The sequence below is a fragment of the Verrucosispora sioxanthis genome (assembly GCF_010560025.1).
In the GTDB taxonomy this organism is placed as follows: domain Bacteria; phylum Actinomycetota; class Actinomycetes; order Mycobacteriales; family Micromonosporaceae; genus Micromonospora; species Micromonospora palythoicola.
Window position 1 is genome coordinate 120964 of sequence record NZ_SAIY01000012.1, and the last position, 16881, is coordinate 137844.

Here is a 16881-nt window from a genome sequence, read left to right on the forward strand (position 1 = left end):
GTGGACCGCGCCGCCGGGCCCGAACCGCCGCCGCCCGGTCAGGTGCCGGCGGGCCTGGTGCGCCTGCCGGTGGCCGTCGCCATGGCGGTGGTCGCCGGCCTGGCGTTGCTGCTGGCCTTCCCGCCGTACGGGTGGTGCCGCTGGCGCCGGTCGGGGTGGCGCTGCTGGCCGCCGCGACCCACCGGCGGCGGCTGCGGGCCGGCGCCGGTCTGGGCTTCCTGACCGGTCTGACCCTGTTCGCGCCGTTGCTGGCCTGACGAACCTGCACACCGGCTACCTGCCGTGGGTGTTGCTGTCGCTGTTGCAGGCCGGCTACCTGGCGGTGCTGGGGCTGGCCACGGCGTGGGTGTCGCCGCTGGTCGACCGGTTCCCGGCGGTGTGGCCGGCGGTGACCGGTGTGCTGTGGGTGGGGCAGGAGGCGCTGCGCGACCGGACACCGTTCGGCGGGTTCCCGTGGGGCCGGTTGGCGTTCGGTCAGGACGAGTCGCCGCTGCTGCGGCTGGCCGCGCTCGGCGGTGCGCCGCTTGTGACGTTCGCGGTGGCGCTGGCCGGTGGGCTGCTGGTCACCGGGGCGTGGTGGACGGTCCGGGCGCGGCGCGGCGCCGGCGGTGCCCGGCGGTGGGCGCCGGCGGCCGGGTGCGCCACGACGGTGCTGCTGCTGCTCGCCGGTGGGCTGCTGGTGCCGGTGGCCACCACCCGGGACGCGGCGGGCGTGACGGTGGCGATCGTGCAGGGCAACGTGCCGCGACTCGGGTTGGACTTCAACGCCCAGCGGCAGGCGGTGCTCGACAACCACGTCGAGGCCACCATCGCCTTGGCCGGTGAGGTCGCCGCCGGCACCCGGCCCCGACCGGACCTGGTGGTGTGGCCGGAGAACTCCAGCGACATCGACCCGCTGCGCAACCCGTCGGCCGGAGCGCGGATCTCCGCCGCCGCGGACGCCGTCGGGGTGCCGATCCTGGTCGGTGCGGTGCTGCTCGGGCCGCAGCGGGGGCAGGTGCGCAACGCGGGGCTGCTGTGGCGTCCGGGCAGCGGCCCCGACCTGGAGCAGCTGTACGTCAAGCGTCATCCGGTGCCGTTCGCCGAGTACGTGCCGCTGCGCCGGATCGCCCGGATGGTCAGCGACCAGGTCGACCGGGTACGGGCCGACTTCGTGGCCGGTACCGAGGCGGGAGTGATCGACAGCGGGCCGGCGGTGCTCGGGGACGTGATCTGCTTCGAGGTCGCCTACGACGGGCTGGTCCGTGACACCGTCGTCGGTGGGGCGCAGCTGCTGGTGGTGCAGACGAACAACGCCACCTTCGACGAGGCCGAGGCGCGTCAGCAGTTGGCCATGGTGCGGTTGCGTGCGGTCGAGCACGGGCGTGCGGCGTTGATGGCCTCCACGGTCGGGGTGTCCGGGTTCGTCACCCCGGACGGGCGGGTAAGCGACGCCACCGGGTTCAACACCCGCGCGGTCGTGGTGCGGCAGCTGCGGCTGACCGAGGGACGCACGCTGGCCACCCGGGTCGGGGTGCTGCCGGAGGTGGTGCTGGCGGGGCTGGCCGTGGCCGCGGTGGTCGGCGCGGCGGTGCTGCGGCGTCGGCGGGACGGCCGGCCCGTACCGGGGGCCGCCCACCCGGGGTGAGGGGGCAGCGGTGGTACGCGGAACCGACATCCGTCCGGTGACGACCGGGGTGCCCGGTGTGGGTCGGGTGCTGGTGGTGATTCCCACCTACAACGAAGCCGACAACGTCACGGCGATCGTGCGGCGGGTTCGGCGGGCCGCGCCGCAGGTGGAGATCCTCGTCGCCGACGACAACAGCCCGGACGGCACGGGTGTGATCGCCGAGGGCATCGCCCGGGCCGACCAGCGGGTGCACGTGCTGCACCGGGAGGGGAAGCAGGGGCTCGGTGCGGCGTACCTGGCGGGGTTCGCGTGGGCGCGGCGGCGTGGCTTCGACGCGGTGGTCGAGATGGACGCCGACGGCTCGCACGCCCCGGAGGACCTGCCGGCGTTGCTGACCGCGGCCCGCGACGCCGACGTGGTGATCGGATCGCGGTGGACCCGGGGTGCCCGGGTGGTGAACTGGCCGCTGCGGCGGTTGCTGCTGTCGCGGTGCGGCAACCTGTACGCGCGGCTGGCGTTGGGGATGCCGGTCGCCGACGCCACCGGCGGTTACCGGGTCTACCGGGCCGGGGTGCTGGACGCCCTGGACCTGGATTCGGTGTGTTCGCAGGGGTACTCGTTTCAGGTGGAGCTGTCGCGGCTGGCGCACCGGGCGGGAGCGCGGATCGTGGAGGTGCCGATCACCTTTGCCGAGCGGGAGCGTGGTGCCAGCAAGATGAGCCCGCTGATCGTCGTGGAGGCGTTGTGGCGCATCACCGGCTGGGCGGTGCGCGACCGGCGTACGGCGGTGCGGCGTGGCATGCGCGCGGCCACGGCCGGACAGGCGCGGTGGCCCTGAGAGCGGCCCGGCCGGGTCGGTGGCGACGCCTACCGGTGCGGCTCCGCGAACCTGCTCTGCGCGGCGGCGTGTCATGCTGGACGGACGGGACGGCTGCGCCCGCCGGGGCGGGGCCGAGATGACGAGGCGCCGTGAGGCGGTTGGGGTGAGATGCGCCGAGCACTGAGGTTCGTACCGTTGGCTCTGCTGGTGTCCGCGGCCGTGGAGATCGCCGTGTTCGTGGTGGTGGGTCGGGCGCTCGGGTTCGGTGCGGCGACGCTGCTGGTGTTCGCGGCCTCGCTGCTGGGTCTGGTGTTGCTGCGCCGGGAGGGTGTGCGGGCGTGGCGGGGTTTCCGGGAGGCCGCGCAGTCGGGTCGGCCGCCCGGTCGGCAGGTGACCGACGGGCTGGTGGGGCTGCTCGGTGCGCTGCTGCTGGCGACCCCGGGTCTGGTCAGCGGCCTGGTGGGGGTGCTGCTGCTGGTGCCGCCGGTGCGCCGGTTGGCCCGGGGTGGGGTGCAGCGGGTCGCGGAGCGCCGGGTGTCGTCGATGACCGCCGGTGACCTGTTCGGCCCCGGCGGGTGCGGGTGTACCGGGGCGGGCCGCAGCCGGGGTCGACGCCGCCGGGTCCGACGCCGCAGACGCCGACCTCCCCGGCGCGTCCGGTGGTCGAGGGTGAGGCCATCGAGGGCGAGATCGTGGAGCCGCGCTGACGTACGCGAAACGGCGCCCCGGGGATCCCCGGGGCGCCGTCGACGGTATCGGGTCAGGCGCGGCCGCGACGGGTGCGGACCTCCTGCAGCCGTTCGGCCAGGATGTCCTCAAGCTCGGCGATCGAACGTCGCTCCAGCAGCATGTCCCAGTGGGTACGCGGCGGCTTGGCCTTCTTCTGCTCCGGCTCGCTGCCGTCGACCAGCCGGGCCACGCTGCCGTCGAACTTGCACTCCCAGGTGGTGGGCACCTCGGCGTCGACGGCGAACGGCACCTCGAACTGGTGACCCTTGGCGCACAGGTACTCGCGGGTCTGCCGCGGCGCGAGCTCCGTGTTGCGGTCGGATTCGTAGCTGACCGCGCCCAGCCGGCTTCCGCGCAGCATACGCTCGCCCATGATCGACTTCCCCTCTTCGGTGGTGCAGGTCCTAACGGTGTAACGGTCCGTCTCCGCCGGGCCATTCCCGATCCCCGGGCTCGACAACCCGTACACCCGGGTGCGCAATCCAGGGTAGCCGGCCATCACGTACGCCCGGCGGGGTCGTCCCGGCCGGGTCGTCTCGGCGGACCGTCACCGCCAGCAGGAATGGTAACCGGCCGAGGTCCTGGTGCGGCAGAGCGGCGGGTCGACGCGCCGGGCAGGCACCCGTCGGTGTCGCGGCCCACCCGGTGCGGTCAGCCGGTCCGCGGCGTCGGCGGTAGCGGCAACGGCAGCCCCGGCAGGCCGTCGATGCTGGTGGCGATGTCGTCCTTGCCGGCGAAGTAGGCGTCCAGTGACGTGTCGTCCTCCCGGGCGAAACGGCGGGCGTGCAGGTCCCGGTCGCTGTCGTAGGTCATGAACGGCACCGCGTAGCCGCAGGTGTCGCGGATCAGCCGGGCGTGCACCACGATGATCGCCCGGAGGCCGTGCCGGGTGGGGTCGATGTCCGGGAAGTGCGTCAGCAGGTCGGGGAAGCGGGGGTCGTCGCGGAACACGGGTTCACCCTGGCCGTGTACCCGCACGATGTTCGGCGGGCCGGCGAAGGCGCACCACATCAGGGTGATCCTGCCGTTCTCCCGCAGGTGGGCGATGGTCTCGGCGTTGCTGCCGGCGAAGTCCAGATAGGCCACCGTCTGCTCGTCGAGCACGGCGAGACAGCCCCGCAGGCCCTTCGGGGAGAGGTTGACGGTGCCGTCGCCGGCCAGCGGCGCGGTCGCGGTGAAGAACATCGGCTGCGCCTCGATGAACTCCCGCAGCCGCCCTTCGATGCGCTCATGCGTCTTACCCATGCGGCCATCCTCCCGCACCCAGGCCCGCCGATCATGCAGTTATGGTGGTCGATTTGTCCGAACTGATGCGCTTTCTGGGGTACCACAACTGCATGATCGGCGCGGGACGGGGGAGGGGCGGAGGTCAGCGGGTGGGACGGGTGAGGGCGGTGGCCAGGTCGGCGACCTGGGCGGCGAGTTGGGCCACCCGCTCGCGGGCGTCGTCGCGGTCGGCCTCGGTGGCGCGAAGGCGTACCGTGAGCTCACTCACCTGGCCCTCGGCGGTGCCGAGGGTCGCCCGCAGGCCGGTCAGCTCCGCACCCAACTGCTCGACGCGGGCGGCCAGCGCGGCCTGCTGCTCGCCGGCCTGCCGGGCCTGCGCCTGGGCGTGCTCCCGGTCGGCGTCGGCCTGCGCCCGGGCCTGCTCCGCCCGCTCGGCCTCCGTTCGGGCCGAGGCCGCCTCCGCCCGCGCCCGCTCCGCCTCCGCCCGAGCCCGCGCAACCTCGACCCGAACCTGCTCGGTCTCCGTCCGGGCCTGCTCGGCCTGCGCGTGGGCCCGCTCGGCGGCGGCCCGCGTCTGGTCCATCTCGGCCCGCAACCGGTCGACCTCGGCGAGGGCCGCCGCGGCGCGGTCGGCGGCCCGCTGCGCGTCGGTACGGGCGGCGTCGCGTTCAGCGGTCAGGTCACCGCTGCGCCGGCGTTCGGCGGCCAGGTCGGCCCGTACCGAGCTCACCTGGGCGCGGGCGGCGTCCCGGTCCGCCTCGGCCTGGGCCCGCAACGCCTGCGCGGCCGCGGCCTCCCGCCGCGCCTCGTCCCGGGCGGTCTGCGCATCCTGCGCCCGGTCCACCGCCGATTCGGCCCGCTCGGTCGCGCGGGCGGCCTCCGCCGGGCGGCGTCACGTTCGGCGGTCGCCGCCTGAGCCTGCCGACGCTGCCGCTCGGCGTGGGCGGCGGCGTCCTCGGCGGCCCGTAGCGCCTCGTCGCGTTCGGTCTGCGCCGCCGCGACCTCGCCGGCGGTCTCCGCACGCAGCTGGGACAGTTGCCGCTGCACCCCGGCCGGCGACAACTCGGCGTGCAGCGCCTCGGTCAGGGTGGCCACGATCTGGTCGAGCCGGTCCACCGCCTCCCAGGTCCGGGCCACCTGCCCGGGCAGGCCCGGGGCGTTGCGGTGCCGCATCCGGCTGTTACGGGAGGCCCGCTGGCAGGCACCGTCGTTGTCCCGGCAGTACCGGAACGGGCGGCCCGCGCCGGCCCGCTGCGGCACATCGCGCCCACAGTGGGCGCAGGGGCGGGTGTCGGCGGCTGAAGTCGACTCAACGTCCATCGAGCGGGCAGTCTAGTGCCCGCCCAGCGCCGCCGACCGGGTCGCGGCGACGCCGGCTACCCGGTGAACGACACCTCGACCGGTTCGCCGGCGGCCACCTGTCGGACCGTCTCGCCGTACGGGCTGCGGACCCGCAGTCGTCGGGGGACCGCCGAGACCAGCCGGGCCCGCACCGCGCCCGGCCGCCAGGCCAACTCCTCGACGGTGACCCGTCCGGGACAGCGCACCCCGCGTAGGGTGCCGTGCGGCAGCCCCGGCAACGGTGCCGGCAGCAGCCGCAGCCGACCGGGCCGACCCTGCACCAGTGACTCGATCAGCACCGCCGGCAGGGCGTGCGCGGCATCGGCGTTGTAGGTGACGCGACCCGGGTTGTGTGCGCTCATCAGCGACCGGAAGAACATGTCGTTGCCGACGATCTTGAGCAGGTTCGTCTCGACCAGCGGTCCGTCGTGCAGCCGGGCGGCGGCCAGCGCCCGGTGCAGGCTGCCGTGCGCGGACAGGTTCTCGTCGCCCCGGCGGCGCAGCGCCCGGTGCGCGGCGGTGGCCAGCTCCGGGGTGTCCTCGGGATTGATCTCGTCCAGCGGCCACACCGGATACAGGTGGCTGACGTGGCGGTGGTCCTCGTCGGTCCGGTAACCGGGCCAGGCCCACTCGGTCAACGCCCCGTCGGCGTCGAGGCGGTACGGCGGCAGCCGCGCCGCCAACCGCGTCCACCGCCGGTCGCCGGTCAGCGCGGCGGCCACGGTGAACGCGTGCCGCGCCGCGGCGATGTCCATCGTGGCGTTGACCGCCACGTGCACCGCCGTACCCGAGGCGTCGAGTGGCCCGGTCTCCGCCGAGTACGACGGCACGAACCCGCACGTCCCGCCTTTCCCGGTGGTGGTCAACACGTCGGCGAGGAACTCGGCCACCTCCACCAGCCAACCCGCCACCTCACCCAACGGCTCCCCGGTCACCAGGTGCCGTTCGTAGAGCGGGAACAGCAGCCAGTGCGCGCCCGGCAACCACGCCGCGAACGGCCAGTCCGGATGCATGTGGAACAGGTGGCCGTGCTCGCCGTCGGTGCGGCTCGGGGCCAACAGCCCGCGCGCCCCGTAGATCGCCTCGGCGTTGCGCCGCCAGTGCTCGACCTGGGCGCGTACCAGCCGGGTGTGCGCCTGTGTGACCTCCGGCAGGGCAGCCAGGTTGGCCGAGGCCAGTTGCAGGTTCAGGTTGGCGTCGGTGGTGAAGTCACCGGCCCAGGCGGCGTCCCACGAACCGAGCCACAACCCGGTCAGCCGGGGTGGCAGCACGCCGCTGGCGCTGAGCAGCAGGTAACGGCCGGCGTGGAACAGCCGCTCCAGCAGCGCCGCGTCAAGCGTGTGCGGGTCGGCGGCCTGCCGGGCCAGCAGCTCACCGACGGGCAGCTCCCGCTGCGCCGCCGGCACCGCCAGGTCCAGCTCGACCCGCCGGTACGCCGGGGTGTGTCGGGCCGTGTGGCAGGCCAGCAGATCGCCGTAGCGGGCGTCGCGGTGGCCGGTCAGCCGGCGCTGCAACGCACCGGTACGCCACCGGTCGCGTGGGCGGTCGAGCACCGTCACCAGCAGGGCGGGCCCGTCGACGCGCACCCCGTCGCCGTCGATCTCGACCGCGCCACGCAGCAGCGTCAACCCCTCGAAGCCGTACCCGGCGCCGGCCGTCGGATAGCGGGCCCGCGCCCGGAGGAAGACCAACCCGTCGCGGCGGTACGCCGACACCGTGTAGCGCAGCCCGGGGCAGCCGGGCAGGTCGCCGGTCACGCCGACCCGGCAGGGCCCCATGTCGAGCCGGGTGACGATCAACCGGTCGGTGCGCGAGACGAACGAGTGGCGGCTCCCGCCGGCCCACCGCACCACGACCTCGCCGGTGTCGAAGTCGGTGTACCGGCGGTAGTCGTGCACCGGCCCGCCGTCGGCGTCGACGGTCAACGCGAAGCCGGGATGGAACGACTGCGTCCAGCGCAGCACGCCGTCACCGGCCAGTAGCCGGCTCGCCTCCGCGCGGCGGTCGGTCAGGATCAACCGCCGGATCCGGGGCAGCAGCGCGGCCAGCCGCGGCGGGCGGGCGTCGTGGGTGCCGTTGGGCAGCACGAACCGGTGATGGTTGACCACGATGCGTTCCGCCCACGGCCGACCGTGCACCATGATCCCGTACTCGCCGTTGCCGGCGAGCAGGGCGTCCTGCCAGTCGTCCGCCGGTGCGGTGTCCCAGATCCGGTGGACCGGACCGGTCACCGGGCCGCCGCCCGATTGTCGTACGGCGTCGTCGTGCCGGTCGCCGCGGCCGTGCTGTCCCGCACGGTCAGCCGGGGTTCCAGCAGCGTCACCTGCGGGGTCGGCTCGTCCCGCAGACGACGCATGAGCAGCGACACGGCCTGTCGACCGATCTCCTCGGCGGGTACCGGCACCGAGGTCAGGCGCGGGCTGGCGTGCTCGGCGAACTGGTCCGGGCAGACGGCCACCACCGACACGTCATCGGGCACCCGCCGGCCCAGCGCGGCCAGCGCCGCCTGCACCGGGCCCACCGCCGCCTCGTTCTGCACCACCAGAGCGGACAGTTCCGGCTGCCGGGCGAACAGCTCGACCACCCGGGCGTGCACCTCGGCGGCGTTCTCCTCGCAGGGCAACGTGACCGCCTCGACGCCGTGCCGGGCCGCCGCCTCGACCACGCCCGCGCGGGTGCGGTGGGCGAAGCCGGTGCCCCGTTCGTAGACGGCGGCCGGCGCGCCGAGCAGCGCGACGCGGCGGTGTCCGAGCCCCGCCAGATGCTCCACGCAGACCTGCCCGGCGCGGTGGAAGTCCAGGTCCACACAGGTCAGCCCGTCGGTGTCGGCGGGCAGGCCGATCAGCACGCTGGGCCGACCCAACGCACGCAGCAGCGGCACCCGGGCGTCGTGCAGTTCCACGTCCATCACCAGCACCCCGTCGACCAGGGCGCCGGCGGCGATGCGGTGCAACCCCTGCGGGCCCTCGTCGGAGGTCAGCAGCAGCACGTCGTGGTCGTGACCGCGGGCGGAGGTCACCACCGCCGTGGCGAACTGCATCACCACCGGCACCTGGATGCCCGAGCGCAGCGGCAGCACCAACGCGATGACGTTGGCGCGTCGGCTGGCCAGGGCCCGGGCGCCCGCGTTCGGGTGGTAGCCGAGCAGCCGGACGCTGGCCAGCACCCGGTTGCGGGTCAGCTCCGAGATGGCCCGCTTGCCGCTGAGCACGTACGACACGGTGCTTACCGCGACACCGGCGTGCCGGGCCACGTCGGCGATGGTGGGTTGACCGGACGGCACCCGGCCCCGCCCGCTCACCGGACCCCGCTGGCGGCGTGTGGCCGGGCCGGCCGGGCCGTCGGCTCACCGCGTACGGCCACCGCGCCGACCAGCCGCACGTCGGTGGCCGAGCGACCGACGAGCACGGTGTGGGTGGCGTCCTCCACCACGAAGCCCTCCCGGTCGGCGTCCCACCAGCTCAGCTCGGCGCTGCGCAGCCGCAGCGTGACGGTACGCCGTTCGCCCGGCGCGAGCACGATCCGGGCGAAGTCGCGCAGTTGCCGCAGCGGCTGCTTCACCCGGGAACGCCGTTGCCGGGTGTAGAGCTGCACCACCTCCACCCCGGGACGGTCGCTGATGTTGGTGACCTGCACGCTCACCTCGACATCGTCGCCGACGTCGACCGACGTGGCGCTCAGCCGCAGATCGCGGTAGTCGAAGTCGGCGTAGGACAAGCCGTGCCCGAACGGGTACAGCGGTTCGCCCCGGTAGTACAGGTAGGTGGAGTCCGCGCCGATCACGTCGTAGTCGAGCAGGTCGGGCAGCTCGGCGGTGTCGGCGTACCAGGTCTGGGTGAGCCGACCGCACGGGTCGGCGTCGCCGAGGAGCACGTCAGCGAGGGCGTTGCCGTGCTCCTGCCCGCCGTGCGCCGACCAGAGCACCGCCGGCAGGTGGCGTTGTGCCCAGCCCAGCGCGTACGGGTAGCTGCTGGTGACCACCAGCACGGTGCGTGGGTTGGCGGCGTGCACGGCGCGCAGCATCGCCTCCTGCCGGGCCGGTAGGGCCAGGTCGAGGCGGTCCTCGGTCTCGCGTCCGTTGACCATCGGATGGTTGCCCACCGTCACCACCGCGACGTCGGCGGCGGCGGCCAGCTCGGCGGCCCGCGCGGCACCGTCGGTGACCACGTCGATGCCGAAGCCGGTGCCGGCCCGGTCGTCGCCGTCGACCCGCAGCCGGCCGTGCTCGTCGACGGTGACGTAGCGGTCGGTGGCCAGGTGGCGCAGCAGCACGCTGCCGTCGGGCAGCGGATCGAACTGGAAGGTCTCCCGGACCACCCAGCCGCCGGGCCCGGACCGGTCGTTGACCAGCGCGCCGTCGTCGTCGACGCCGACGTGGCGGCCGTTGCCGACGGCCCGCAACGCGACCGTGTCCCGACCCCAGTCGAACACGTCGAACGAGGCCGGGTCGACACCGATGGTCAGCGGACCACCCTCGGCCTCGTCGGTGCATCCGACGTAGCGGTCACCCACCCGCAGGGTGATCCGGTCGGTTCCGGGGTCGCTGGTGAGTTCCGGCAGCCGCTGCGCCAACCCCTGGACGGTGCTTGTCGCGTAGGGCAGGGTGCCGCTGTACCAGTCGGTGTGCACGGCGTCGGCGAGCGGACCGAGCACCGCGATCCGCAGGCCCGGCGACAGTGGCAGCAGGCCACGGTTGCGCAGCAGCACGATGGACTGCCGGGCGGCCGTCCGGGCCAGGTCGCGGTGCGCCGGGCAGTCGACGACCTCCGGTCCGGTCCCGGCGTACGGGTCGGTGTGCGGTGGATCGAGGTCGCCCAGCCGCAGCCGGAGGGTGAGCACCCGACGGACCGCCCGGTCCAGGTCCGACTCGGTGATCAACCCACGGTTCAGGGCTTCGGTGAGGTGCCGGCGGGTGGGCTCACTGTCGGCGTCGTCCTCGGTGAAGCTGTCGATTCCGGCGCGCAGCGCCGCGGCGAACCCCTCGACGTGGTCGGGCAGGTGGCCCTGCACCCCGGCGATGTTGCTCACCGCCCCCGCGTCGCCGACGACCAGGACCTCGCCGGGTGCCCACCGGCGCAGCTCACCGTCGATGAGCGGGCTCAGGTGCGCCGGCACCCCGTCGACCAGGTTGTAGCTGGCCATCGCGGCGACCGCCGCGTCGGCGGCGAGCGGGGCACGAAACGCCGGCAGCTCGTACTCGTGCAGCACCCGGGGTGGCAGGTCGCTGGAGGTGGTGGCCCGGTCGGTCTCGTTGTTGTAGCCGAGGAAGTGCTTTACCGTCGGGGCTGTGCGCAGCCGCTCGGGATGCCCGCCGCGCAGCCCCTGCGCGTAGGCGGTGGCGAGTCGACCGGTCAGCCACGGGTCCTCCGACCAGCCTTCCTCGTTGCGTCCCCAGCGCGGGTCGCGCAGCGGGTTGACCACCGGCGCCCACACGTTGAGGCCGACGCGCTGCGGGTCGGCGTGGTGCTTGGCGCGTACCTCGTCGCCGACGGCGTCACCGACGGCGCGTACCAGGTCGGGGTTCCAGGTGCTGGCCAGGCCGACGGTCTGGGGGAAGACGGTCGCCGGGCCGAGCCAGGCGACGCCGTGCAACGCCTCGGTGCCGGTCCGGAAGCCGGGCAGGCCGAGCCGGGGGACGGGGGCCTGCCACTGGTGCAGCAGCCCGATCTTCTCCGGCACGGTGAGCCGGGTCAGCAGGTCCTCGACCCGGTCCCGGATCGGGGGTGTGGTGCGGTCGGTCATGGTGGATCGCCTTCCAGTGCCCGGCGCGCCGGAGGTCGAAGCGCTTCGACGGCGGATGGCCGAGCGGCCTCGCAGGTCATGGTGGGATGACGGTCGTCGGCCCGGACGCTGGCGAAGCGCTTCGACAAACCGTGGAAAGCAAGCCGCCCCGGGTGCCCGTACGGAGCGGCTCGCTTCGAGGTTGGCACCCTCGGCGGGTCGGGTCAAGACTCCGAGCGGCCGGGCACGCATCGACCGGGAGCGTTGCGTTCGATCAGCGGGCGGGTAGCCGTCCGGCCTCGATGGTGGCCAGGGCGGCGGTGGCGCCGCCGAGCGCGCCGGCGGTGTCCAGGGTGGACGCTTCCAGGCGGCACCCGCCGGCGCCGGGGGCGTGCGCCCGGGCGGCCAGTTCCGACCGGGCCGCCGGTAGCAGCCAGGGTGCCAGGGTGGCGAAATGGTCACCGAGCACGACGGTCTCCGGGTTCAGCAGGTCGGCCAGGACGGCGACACCACGACCGAGGTGCCGGCCGGTCTCGGCCAGGCCGCTGCACACGCCGGGGTCGTCCTGCTGGGCGAGCGCCACGATCCGCGTCAGTTCCGGCAGGTAGTCGACGACCGGGCCGTCGGCCTCGACATCGGGCAGCAGCCGGCGTACCACGGCGGGCAGGCCGACCAGGGCGGTCAGGCAGCCGTGGGCGCCGCAGGCGCAGGGTGGGCCGGCCGGGTCCAGCGACAGGTGCCCGATCTCGCCGGCGAAGCCGCGCCCGCCGCGCAGCAGTCGTCCGGCGGCGATGATGCCGGCGGCGACGGTGACCCCGCCGGTCAGGTGCACCAGGTCGGTGGTGCCGGCGTACGCGCCGTGGCGCTGCTACCGGCGAGAGCGGCGAGGTTGGCGACGCTGTCGACGCCGACGGCGAACTGCGGATCCCGCAGGGCGGCGCCCAGCTCGGCCGCGACCGGCACGTCCCGCCAGCCCAGGGCACTGGCCACCGGCACCGCGCCGGACGGGTCGACGAGGCCGGGTACGCCGACGGTGAGGCCCAGCACGGTGCGGCCCTGGGCGGTGACTCCGCCCGACCGCCCGCCGGGCGAGCGCGGCCAGGGCGCGCAGCGTCTCGGTGGGCGGCACCGTGGTCGCGGCGAAGGCCCGTCGCCAGGTCAGCAGCCGGTTGCCGCCGAGGTCCACGGCGACGGCCACCAGCTCGTCGGCGCCGATCTGCAAACCCAGCGCGGCGTACGGCTCACCGTCGAGGACCAGCATCGTGGCCGGTCGGCCGACCCGGTTCTCGGTGAGCCCGGTCTCGCGGACCAGCCGCTGGTCGATCAGCTCGGTCACCAGGCTGGAGACGGTGGCCTTGTTCAGGCCGGTGCGCGCGGCGATGTCGGCGCGGGAGCACGGTGCGTGCAGGCGTACGTGCCGTAGCACCACCGCCCGGTTGGCGACACGGACGTCGCCGAGGTCGGTCGGCTGCGGTTCGTTGTGGATGCTGATCACGCTCTGCCCGCTCCCTGCGCCGGTGTCGTGGCGCGCGTCCATCATCGCGTACCGCGCTGGCGGGACCGACCAGGCCGCCCGCGCTGTCTTGTGGGACGGATTGCCGTCGATTAGTTTGTTCGGCTAGAACCCCAACTAATCCTAGCCGGAGTCCCCCGCTCCGCAAACCGTTATCGACGACGAAGGGAGTGCGCCGTGACGCCTTCTGCGCGCACATCCACCGACCGCCGGACCATGCTGCGGCTGATCGGCCTCGGCGCCGCCGCGACCGTGGGCGGCGGCGCCCTGGCCGGTTGCAGCAAGGAAGCCGGCAGCCAGGGCAGCGCCACGAACGCCGACGCCATCAAGGCGGTGCTGCCCACCTACCAGCCGGCCGAGCTGCTCAAGCCGGACATCCCCGGTGAGGGCCCGATCCCGCACGGCTACCTCAGCTATCCGCGCGAACTCGTCGACGCGGTCACCGAGCCACCCGGCCGGGGTGGTCCGCCGATCCAGACGATGAGCCCCTGGTGGGGTCCGACCCCACCGCCGCTGGGCCGCAACTCCTACCTGGGCGCGGTGAACGGCAAGCTCGGCGTGGAGGTCAACCCGAGCCTGCAGGACGGCCTGACCTACGCCGACAAACTCAACGCCATGCTCGGCGCGCGCGACGTGCCGGAGCTGCTGTCCGCGCCGAACTGGGAGGTGGACAAGGTCGCCCGGTTCTCCGACGCGGTCAAGGCGTTGTTCACCGACCTGACCGATCACCTTCAGGGCGACAACGCGGCGAAGTACCCGTACCTGGCGGCGTTGCCCAGCGGGGCCTGGGAGTACTCGGTCTGGGGCGGACGGCTCTACGCCGTGCCGTTCCCCACCGACGGTCCGTTCGCGTGGGCCATGTTCTACCGCAAGGATCTGCTCGGCGCCGCCGGACTGGCCACCCCCACCAGCCCCGACGAGCTGTACGAGTTCGGCAAGAAGGCCACCAACCCGGCCAAGGGCGTGTGGGCCTTCGGCAGCGTCTTCGAAATGATCCAGCAGTACTTCGGCTGCCACCAGACCTGGCGCAAGAAGCCCGACGGCGGTCTGCAGCACAAGTTCGAGGACCCGGCGTTCGAGGCGGCGCTGGCGTTCACCGCCCGGCTGTTCGCCGAGGGCCTGGTACACCCGGACACGGCGGAGAGCAAGGGCGAGGACGAGAAGCAACTGTTCAACTCCGGCAAGATCCTCATGTACCGCGACGGCCTCGGTGCCTGGCAGGGCATGCAGAGTGAACGGGTCAAGGAGCTGCCCACCTTCGACATGCAGCCGCTGCCGGTCTTCGGCGCGCAGGGCGCCCAGCCGGTCATCTGGGGCAGCGAGAAGCCGATCTTCTACACCTTCCTCAAGAAGGATCTGCCCGCCGAGCGGGTCGACGAGGTGCTGCGGGTGCTCAACTGGTGTGCCGCCCCGTTCGGCAGCCGGGAGTTCGAGCTGCGCGAGTACGGCGTGGAGGGACAACACTTCACCCGGGGCGCCGACGGCACGCCGGCGCTGACCGAGCTGGGCCGTAAGGAACTCGGCGCGCAGTACACCCACATCGGCGGTCGGGTGCCGGTCAAGGTGCGCAGCGGCGACACCCCGAACTACGTGCAGGACTACATCGGGTACTACCGCAAGCACATCGGCCAGATGGAGCCGGACCTGTTCGCCGGGATCAAGCTCGAGCTGCCGGCGAACTGGTCGAAGATCATCCAGCCGACCGACGACAAGATCCGCGACATCCTGCGCGGCCGCCGCCCGGTCAGCGACCTGGCCCAGGTACGCAAGGAGTTCCTCGACACCGGTGGCGAGGAGGGCCGCGCGTTCCACGAGAAGGCGCTCGCCGACAACGGCCGATGAGCGGGCAGGCGAGTGCGCCGCCGACCGGTGCCCGGGTGCGGTCGTGAGCGCCCCCGGCGCCGTGGACACGCGGCCACCTGCCGGGCGTACGCCGTCACCGCGGCGTCCCCAGCGGCGCAGCCTGCGGACCCGGCTGCGCCGCGACTGGCCGCTGCTGGCGATGGCCGCACCGGCGGCGGTGCTGCTGCTGGTCTTCCACTACCTGCCCACGCTGGGCAACATCATCGCCTTCCAGGACTACAACCCGTTCGTCGGCGACGACCCGCTGGACGCGTTCCTCAACAGCGAGTGGATCGGCTTCGGCAACTTCGAGGCACTCTTCCGCGACCCGCTGTTCTGGGACGCGGTCCGCAACACGCTGAGCATCACCGCCTTCCAGCTGGTGTTCTTCTTCCCGCTGCCGATCCTGCTGGCACTCATCCTCAACAGCGTCGTCTCCGGGCGGCTGCGTGGCTTCGTGCAGAGCGTCGTCTACCTGCCGCACTTCTTCAGCTGGGTGCTGGTGGTGACGTTCTTCGTGCAGATGTTCGGTGGGGCCGGACTGCTGGCCCAGGAGATGCGCCAGGCCGGTCTTGAGCCCTGGGGGATCATGACCAACCCGGACACGTTCATCGTGCTGGTCACCGCCGAGGCGGTCTGGAAGGACCTGGGGTGGGGGGCGATCGTCTTCCTGGCCGCGCTGTCCGCCATCGACCAGAACCTGTACGAGGCGGCGGCGGCCGACGGGGCCGGCCGGTGGCGGCGGTTGTGGCACATCACCCTGCCCGGCCTGCGTCCGGTGATCGTGCTGCTGCTCATCATGCGGCTCGGCGACGCGCTCTCGGTCGGGTTCGAGCAGTTCATCCTGCAACGGGAGGCGGTCGGCCGGGAGGCGGCCGAGGTGCTCGACACGTTCGTCTACTACCAGGCGATCAGCACCCAGCAATGGGGGCTCGGTGCGGCGGCGGGCCTGTTCAAGGCGGTGGTCGGGCTGGTGCTCATCCTCACCGCGAACAAGATCGCGCATCGGCTCGGTGAGCAGGGGGTGTACGCGAAATCATGACCGCACAGCTCAGTGGTGCCGGGCCGGTACCCGCGGCACCGACCACGGCGGGGCCACCGGCGCCACCGCCGCGGCGACGCCACCCCGGTCGTCCGGTGTGGGCGGGCCGCCCGTCGACGTCGCTGACCATCGGCAAGGGGGTCGTGCTCACGCTGCTGGTGGCGGCGGTGCTGGTGCCGCTCTGGGCGGTGCTGGTCACCAGCCTCGCCTCACGCGGCACCATCGACGACGCGGGTGGCATGGTGATGATCCCCCGGGAGTTCGACCCGTCGGCGTACATCACCATCTTCAGCGGCGGGGACGTCACCCGGGCGGTGTGGGTCAGCACCCTGGTCACCGTGTTCGGCACCACGGTCAGCCTGGTGCTCACCGTGCTTGCCGCGTACGGGCTGTCCCGGCCGGGCTCGGTGGCCCACCGGGGGTTGCTGTTCTACTTCCTGCTGACGTTCCTGATCTTCCCGGGGCTGGTGCCGAGCTACCTGGTGGTGACCGGGCTGGGCCTCAAGGACAGCCTCTGGTCGCTGATCCTGCCCAGCGCGATAAGCGTGTTCAACCTGGTGGTGATCCGCGCGTTCTTCATGAACGTGCCGGCCGAGCTGCTCGACAGCGCCCGCATCGACGGCGCGGGGGAGTTGCGCATCCTCACCCGGATCGTGCTGCCGTTGTCCAAGGCGGTGATCGCCGTGGTCGGGCTCTTCTACGCGGTCGGCTACTGGAACGTGTACTTCAACGCGGTGCTCTACATCGACTCCAACGACAAGTTCCCGATCCAGCGGGTGTTGCAGAGCTACATCCTGGCCGGGCAGTCGCCGAACGTCTCCGGCGCGTCGGTGAGCCTGCCCGGGGTGACCGCGTACCCGCCGACGCTCGCGGTCAAGATGGCGGTGGTGGTGGTGACGGTCATCCCGGCGGTGATCATCTATCCGTTCGTGCAGCGGCACTTCACCAAGGGCGTGATCACCGGCGCGGTGAAGGGCTGACCCCACCCGTACCGCGACCCCGTCGCCGCGCGGTGCCCGACTCCGTCCAGTCGGGCG

Annotated in this window: 10 protein-coding genes and 4 pseudogenes; 6 read left to right on the forward strand and 8 right to left on the reverse strand. The window is 73.3% G+C overall.

What is annotated here, in order from left to right:
• The first annotated feature begins 81 nt into the window (after nucleotides 1-81).
• The 3 genes and pseudogenes from lnt (at nucleotide 82) to ENC19_RS26825 (ending at nucleotide 3136) form a co-directional block, all read left to right on the forward strand.
• Nucleotides 82-1627 (forward strand): annotated as a pseudogene (gene lnt, locus ENC19_RS26815) (apolipoprotein N-acyltransferase).
• A gap of 10 nt (nucleotides 1628-1637) precedes the next feature.
• Nucleotides 1638-2447: a polyprenol monophosphomannose synthase gene (locus ENC19_RS26820; RefSeq protein WP_328824392.1), complete on the forward strand. Its 810-nt coding sequence runs from the start codon at nucleotides 1638-1640 to the stop codon at nucleotides 2445-2447.
• A 150-nt stretch (nucleotides 2448-2597) separates the two neighbouring features.
• Nucleotides 2598-3136, forward strand: a pseudogene (locus ENC19_RS26825) (FxsA family protein).
• Between the two features lie 53 nt (nucleotides 3137-3189).
• On the opposite strand, the gene ENC19_RS26830 reads toward ENC19_RS26825, so the two are convergent.
• From ENC19_RS26830 to ENC19_RS30710, 8 genes and pseudogenes are all read right to left on the reverse strand, one after another.
• A complete protein-coding gene (locus tag ENC19_RS26830) occupies nucleotides 3190-3531 on the reverse strand; it encodes an RNA polymerase-binding protein RbpA (RefSeq protein ID WP_046564157.1) in 342 nt (113 codons plus the stop codon).
• 278 nt (nucleotides 3532-3809) lie between these two features.
• The gene (locus tag ENC19_RS26835) at nucleotides 3810-4403 is read right to left on the reverse strand and encodes a pyridoxamine 5'-phosphate oxidase family protein (protein ID WP_164449847.1); all 594 of its coding nucleotides are present in this window, start codon (nucleotides 4401-4403) and stop codon (nucleotides 3810-3812) included.
• A gap of 124 nt (nucleotides 4404-4527) precedes the next feature.
• Nucleotides 4528-5705 (reverse strand): annotated as a pseudogene (locus tag ENC19_RS26840) (hypothetical protein).
• A gap of 56 nt (nucleotides 5706-5761) precedes the next feature.
• Nucleotides 5762-7957 carry a glycosyl hydrolase family 95 catalytic domain-containing protein gene (locus tag ENC19_RS26845; RefSeq protein ID WP_164449848.1) on the reverse strand — a complete coding sequence of 732 codons (2196 nt, stop codon included), beginning with the start codon at nucleotides 7955-7957 and terminating at the stop codon, nucleotides 5762-5764.
• On the reverse strand, nucleotides 7954-9027 hold the full coding sequence (locus ENC19_RS26850) for a LacI family DNA-binding transcriptional regulator (protein ID WP_164449849.1): 1074 nt from the start codon (nucleotides 9025-9027) through the stop codon (nucleotides 7954-7956). The genes ENC19_RS26845 and ENC19_RS26850 overlap by 4 nt, the downstream gene beginning before the upstream one ends.
• On the reverse strand, nucleotides 9024-11468 hold the full coding sequence (locus ENC19_RS26855) for a beta-glucosidase family protein (protein ID WP_164449850.1): 2445 nt from the start codon (nucleotides 11466-11468) through the stop codon (nucleotides 9024-9026). The genes ENC19_RS26850 and ENC19_RS26855 overlap by 4 nt, the downstream gene beginning before the upstream one ends.
• Nucleotides 11469-11721: 253 nt before the next feature.
• Nucleotides 11722-12294, reverse strand: a pseudogene (locus ENC19_RS30705) (ROK family protein); the annotation flags it as partial.
• A gap of 21 nt (nucleotides 12295-12315) precedes the next feature.
• Nucleotides 12316-12942 carry a MarR family transcriptional regulator gene (locus ENC19_RS30710; RefSeq protein ID WP_328824393.1) on the reverse strand — a complete coding sequence of 209 codons (627 nt, stop codon included), beginning with the start codon at nucleotides 12940-12942 and terminating at the stop codon, nucleotides 12316-12318.
• 195 nt (nucleotides 12943-13137) lie between these two features.
• On the opposite strand from ENC19_RS30710, the gene ENC19_RS26865 reads away from it, so the two are divergent.
• Genes ENC19_RS26865 through ENC19_RS26875 form a run of 3 tightly spaced genes read left to right on the forward strand, consistent with a single transcriptional unit; the run spans nucleotide 13138 to nucleotide 16824 of the window.
• Nucleotides 13138-14802 carry an extracellular solute-binding protein gene (locus ENC19_RS26865; RefSeq protein WP_309246019.1) on the forward strand — a complete coding sequence of 555 codons (1665 nt, stop codon included), beginning with the start codon at nucleotides 13138-13140 and terminating at the stop codon, nucleotides 14800-14802.
• Nucleotides 14803-14845: 43 nt separating this feature from the next.
• Nucleotides 14846-15844: an ABC transporter permease gene (locus ENC19_RS26870; RefSeq protein WP_281603917.1), complete on the forward strand. Its 999-nt coding sequence runs from the start codon at nucleotides 14846-14848 to the stop codon at nucleotides 15842-15844.
• The gene (locus tag ENC19_RS26875; RefSeq protein ID WP_164449851.1) at nucleotides 15841-16824 is read left to right on the forward strand and encodes a carbohydrate ABC transporter permease; all 984 of its coding nucleotides are present in this window, start codon (nucleotides 15841-15843) and stop codon (nucleotides 16822-16824) included. Before ENC19_RS26870 ends, ENC19_RS26875 begins: the two co-directional genes overlap by 4 nt.
• Nucleotides 16825-16881 lie beyond the last annotated feature (57 nt).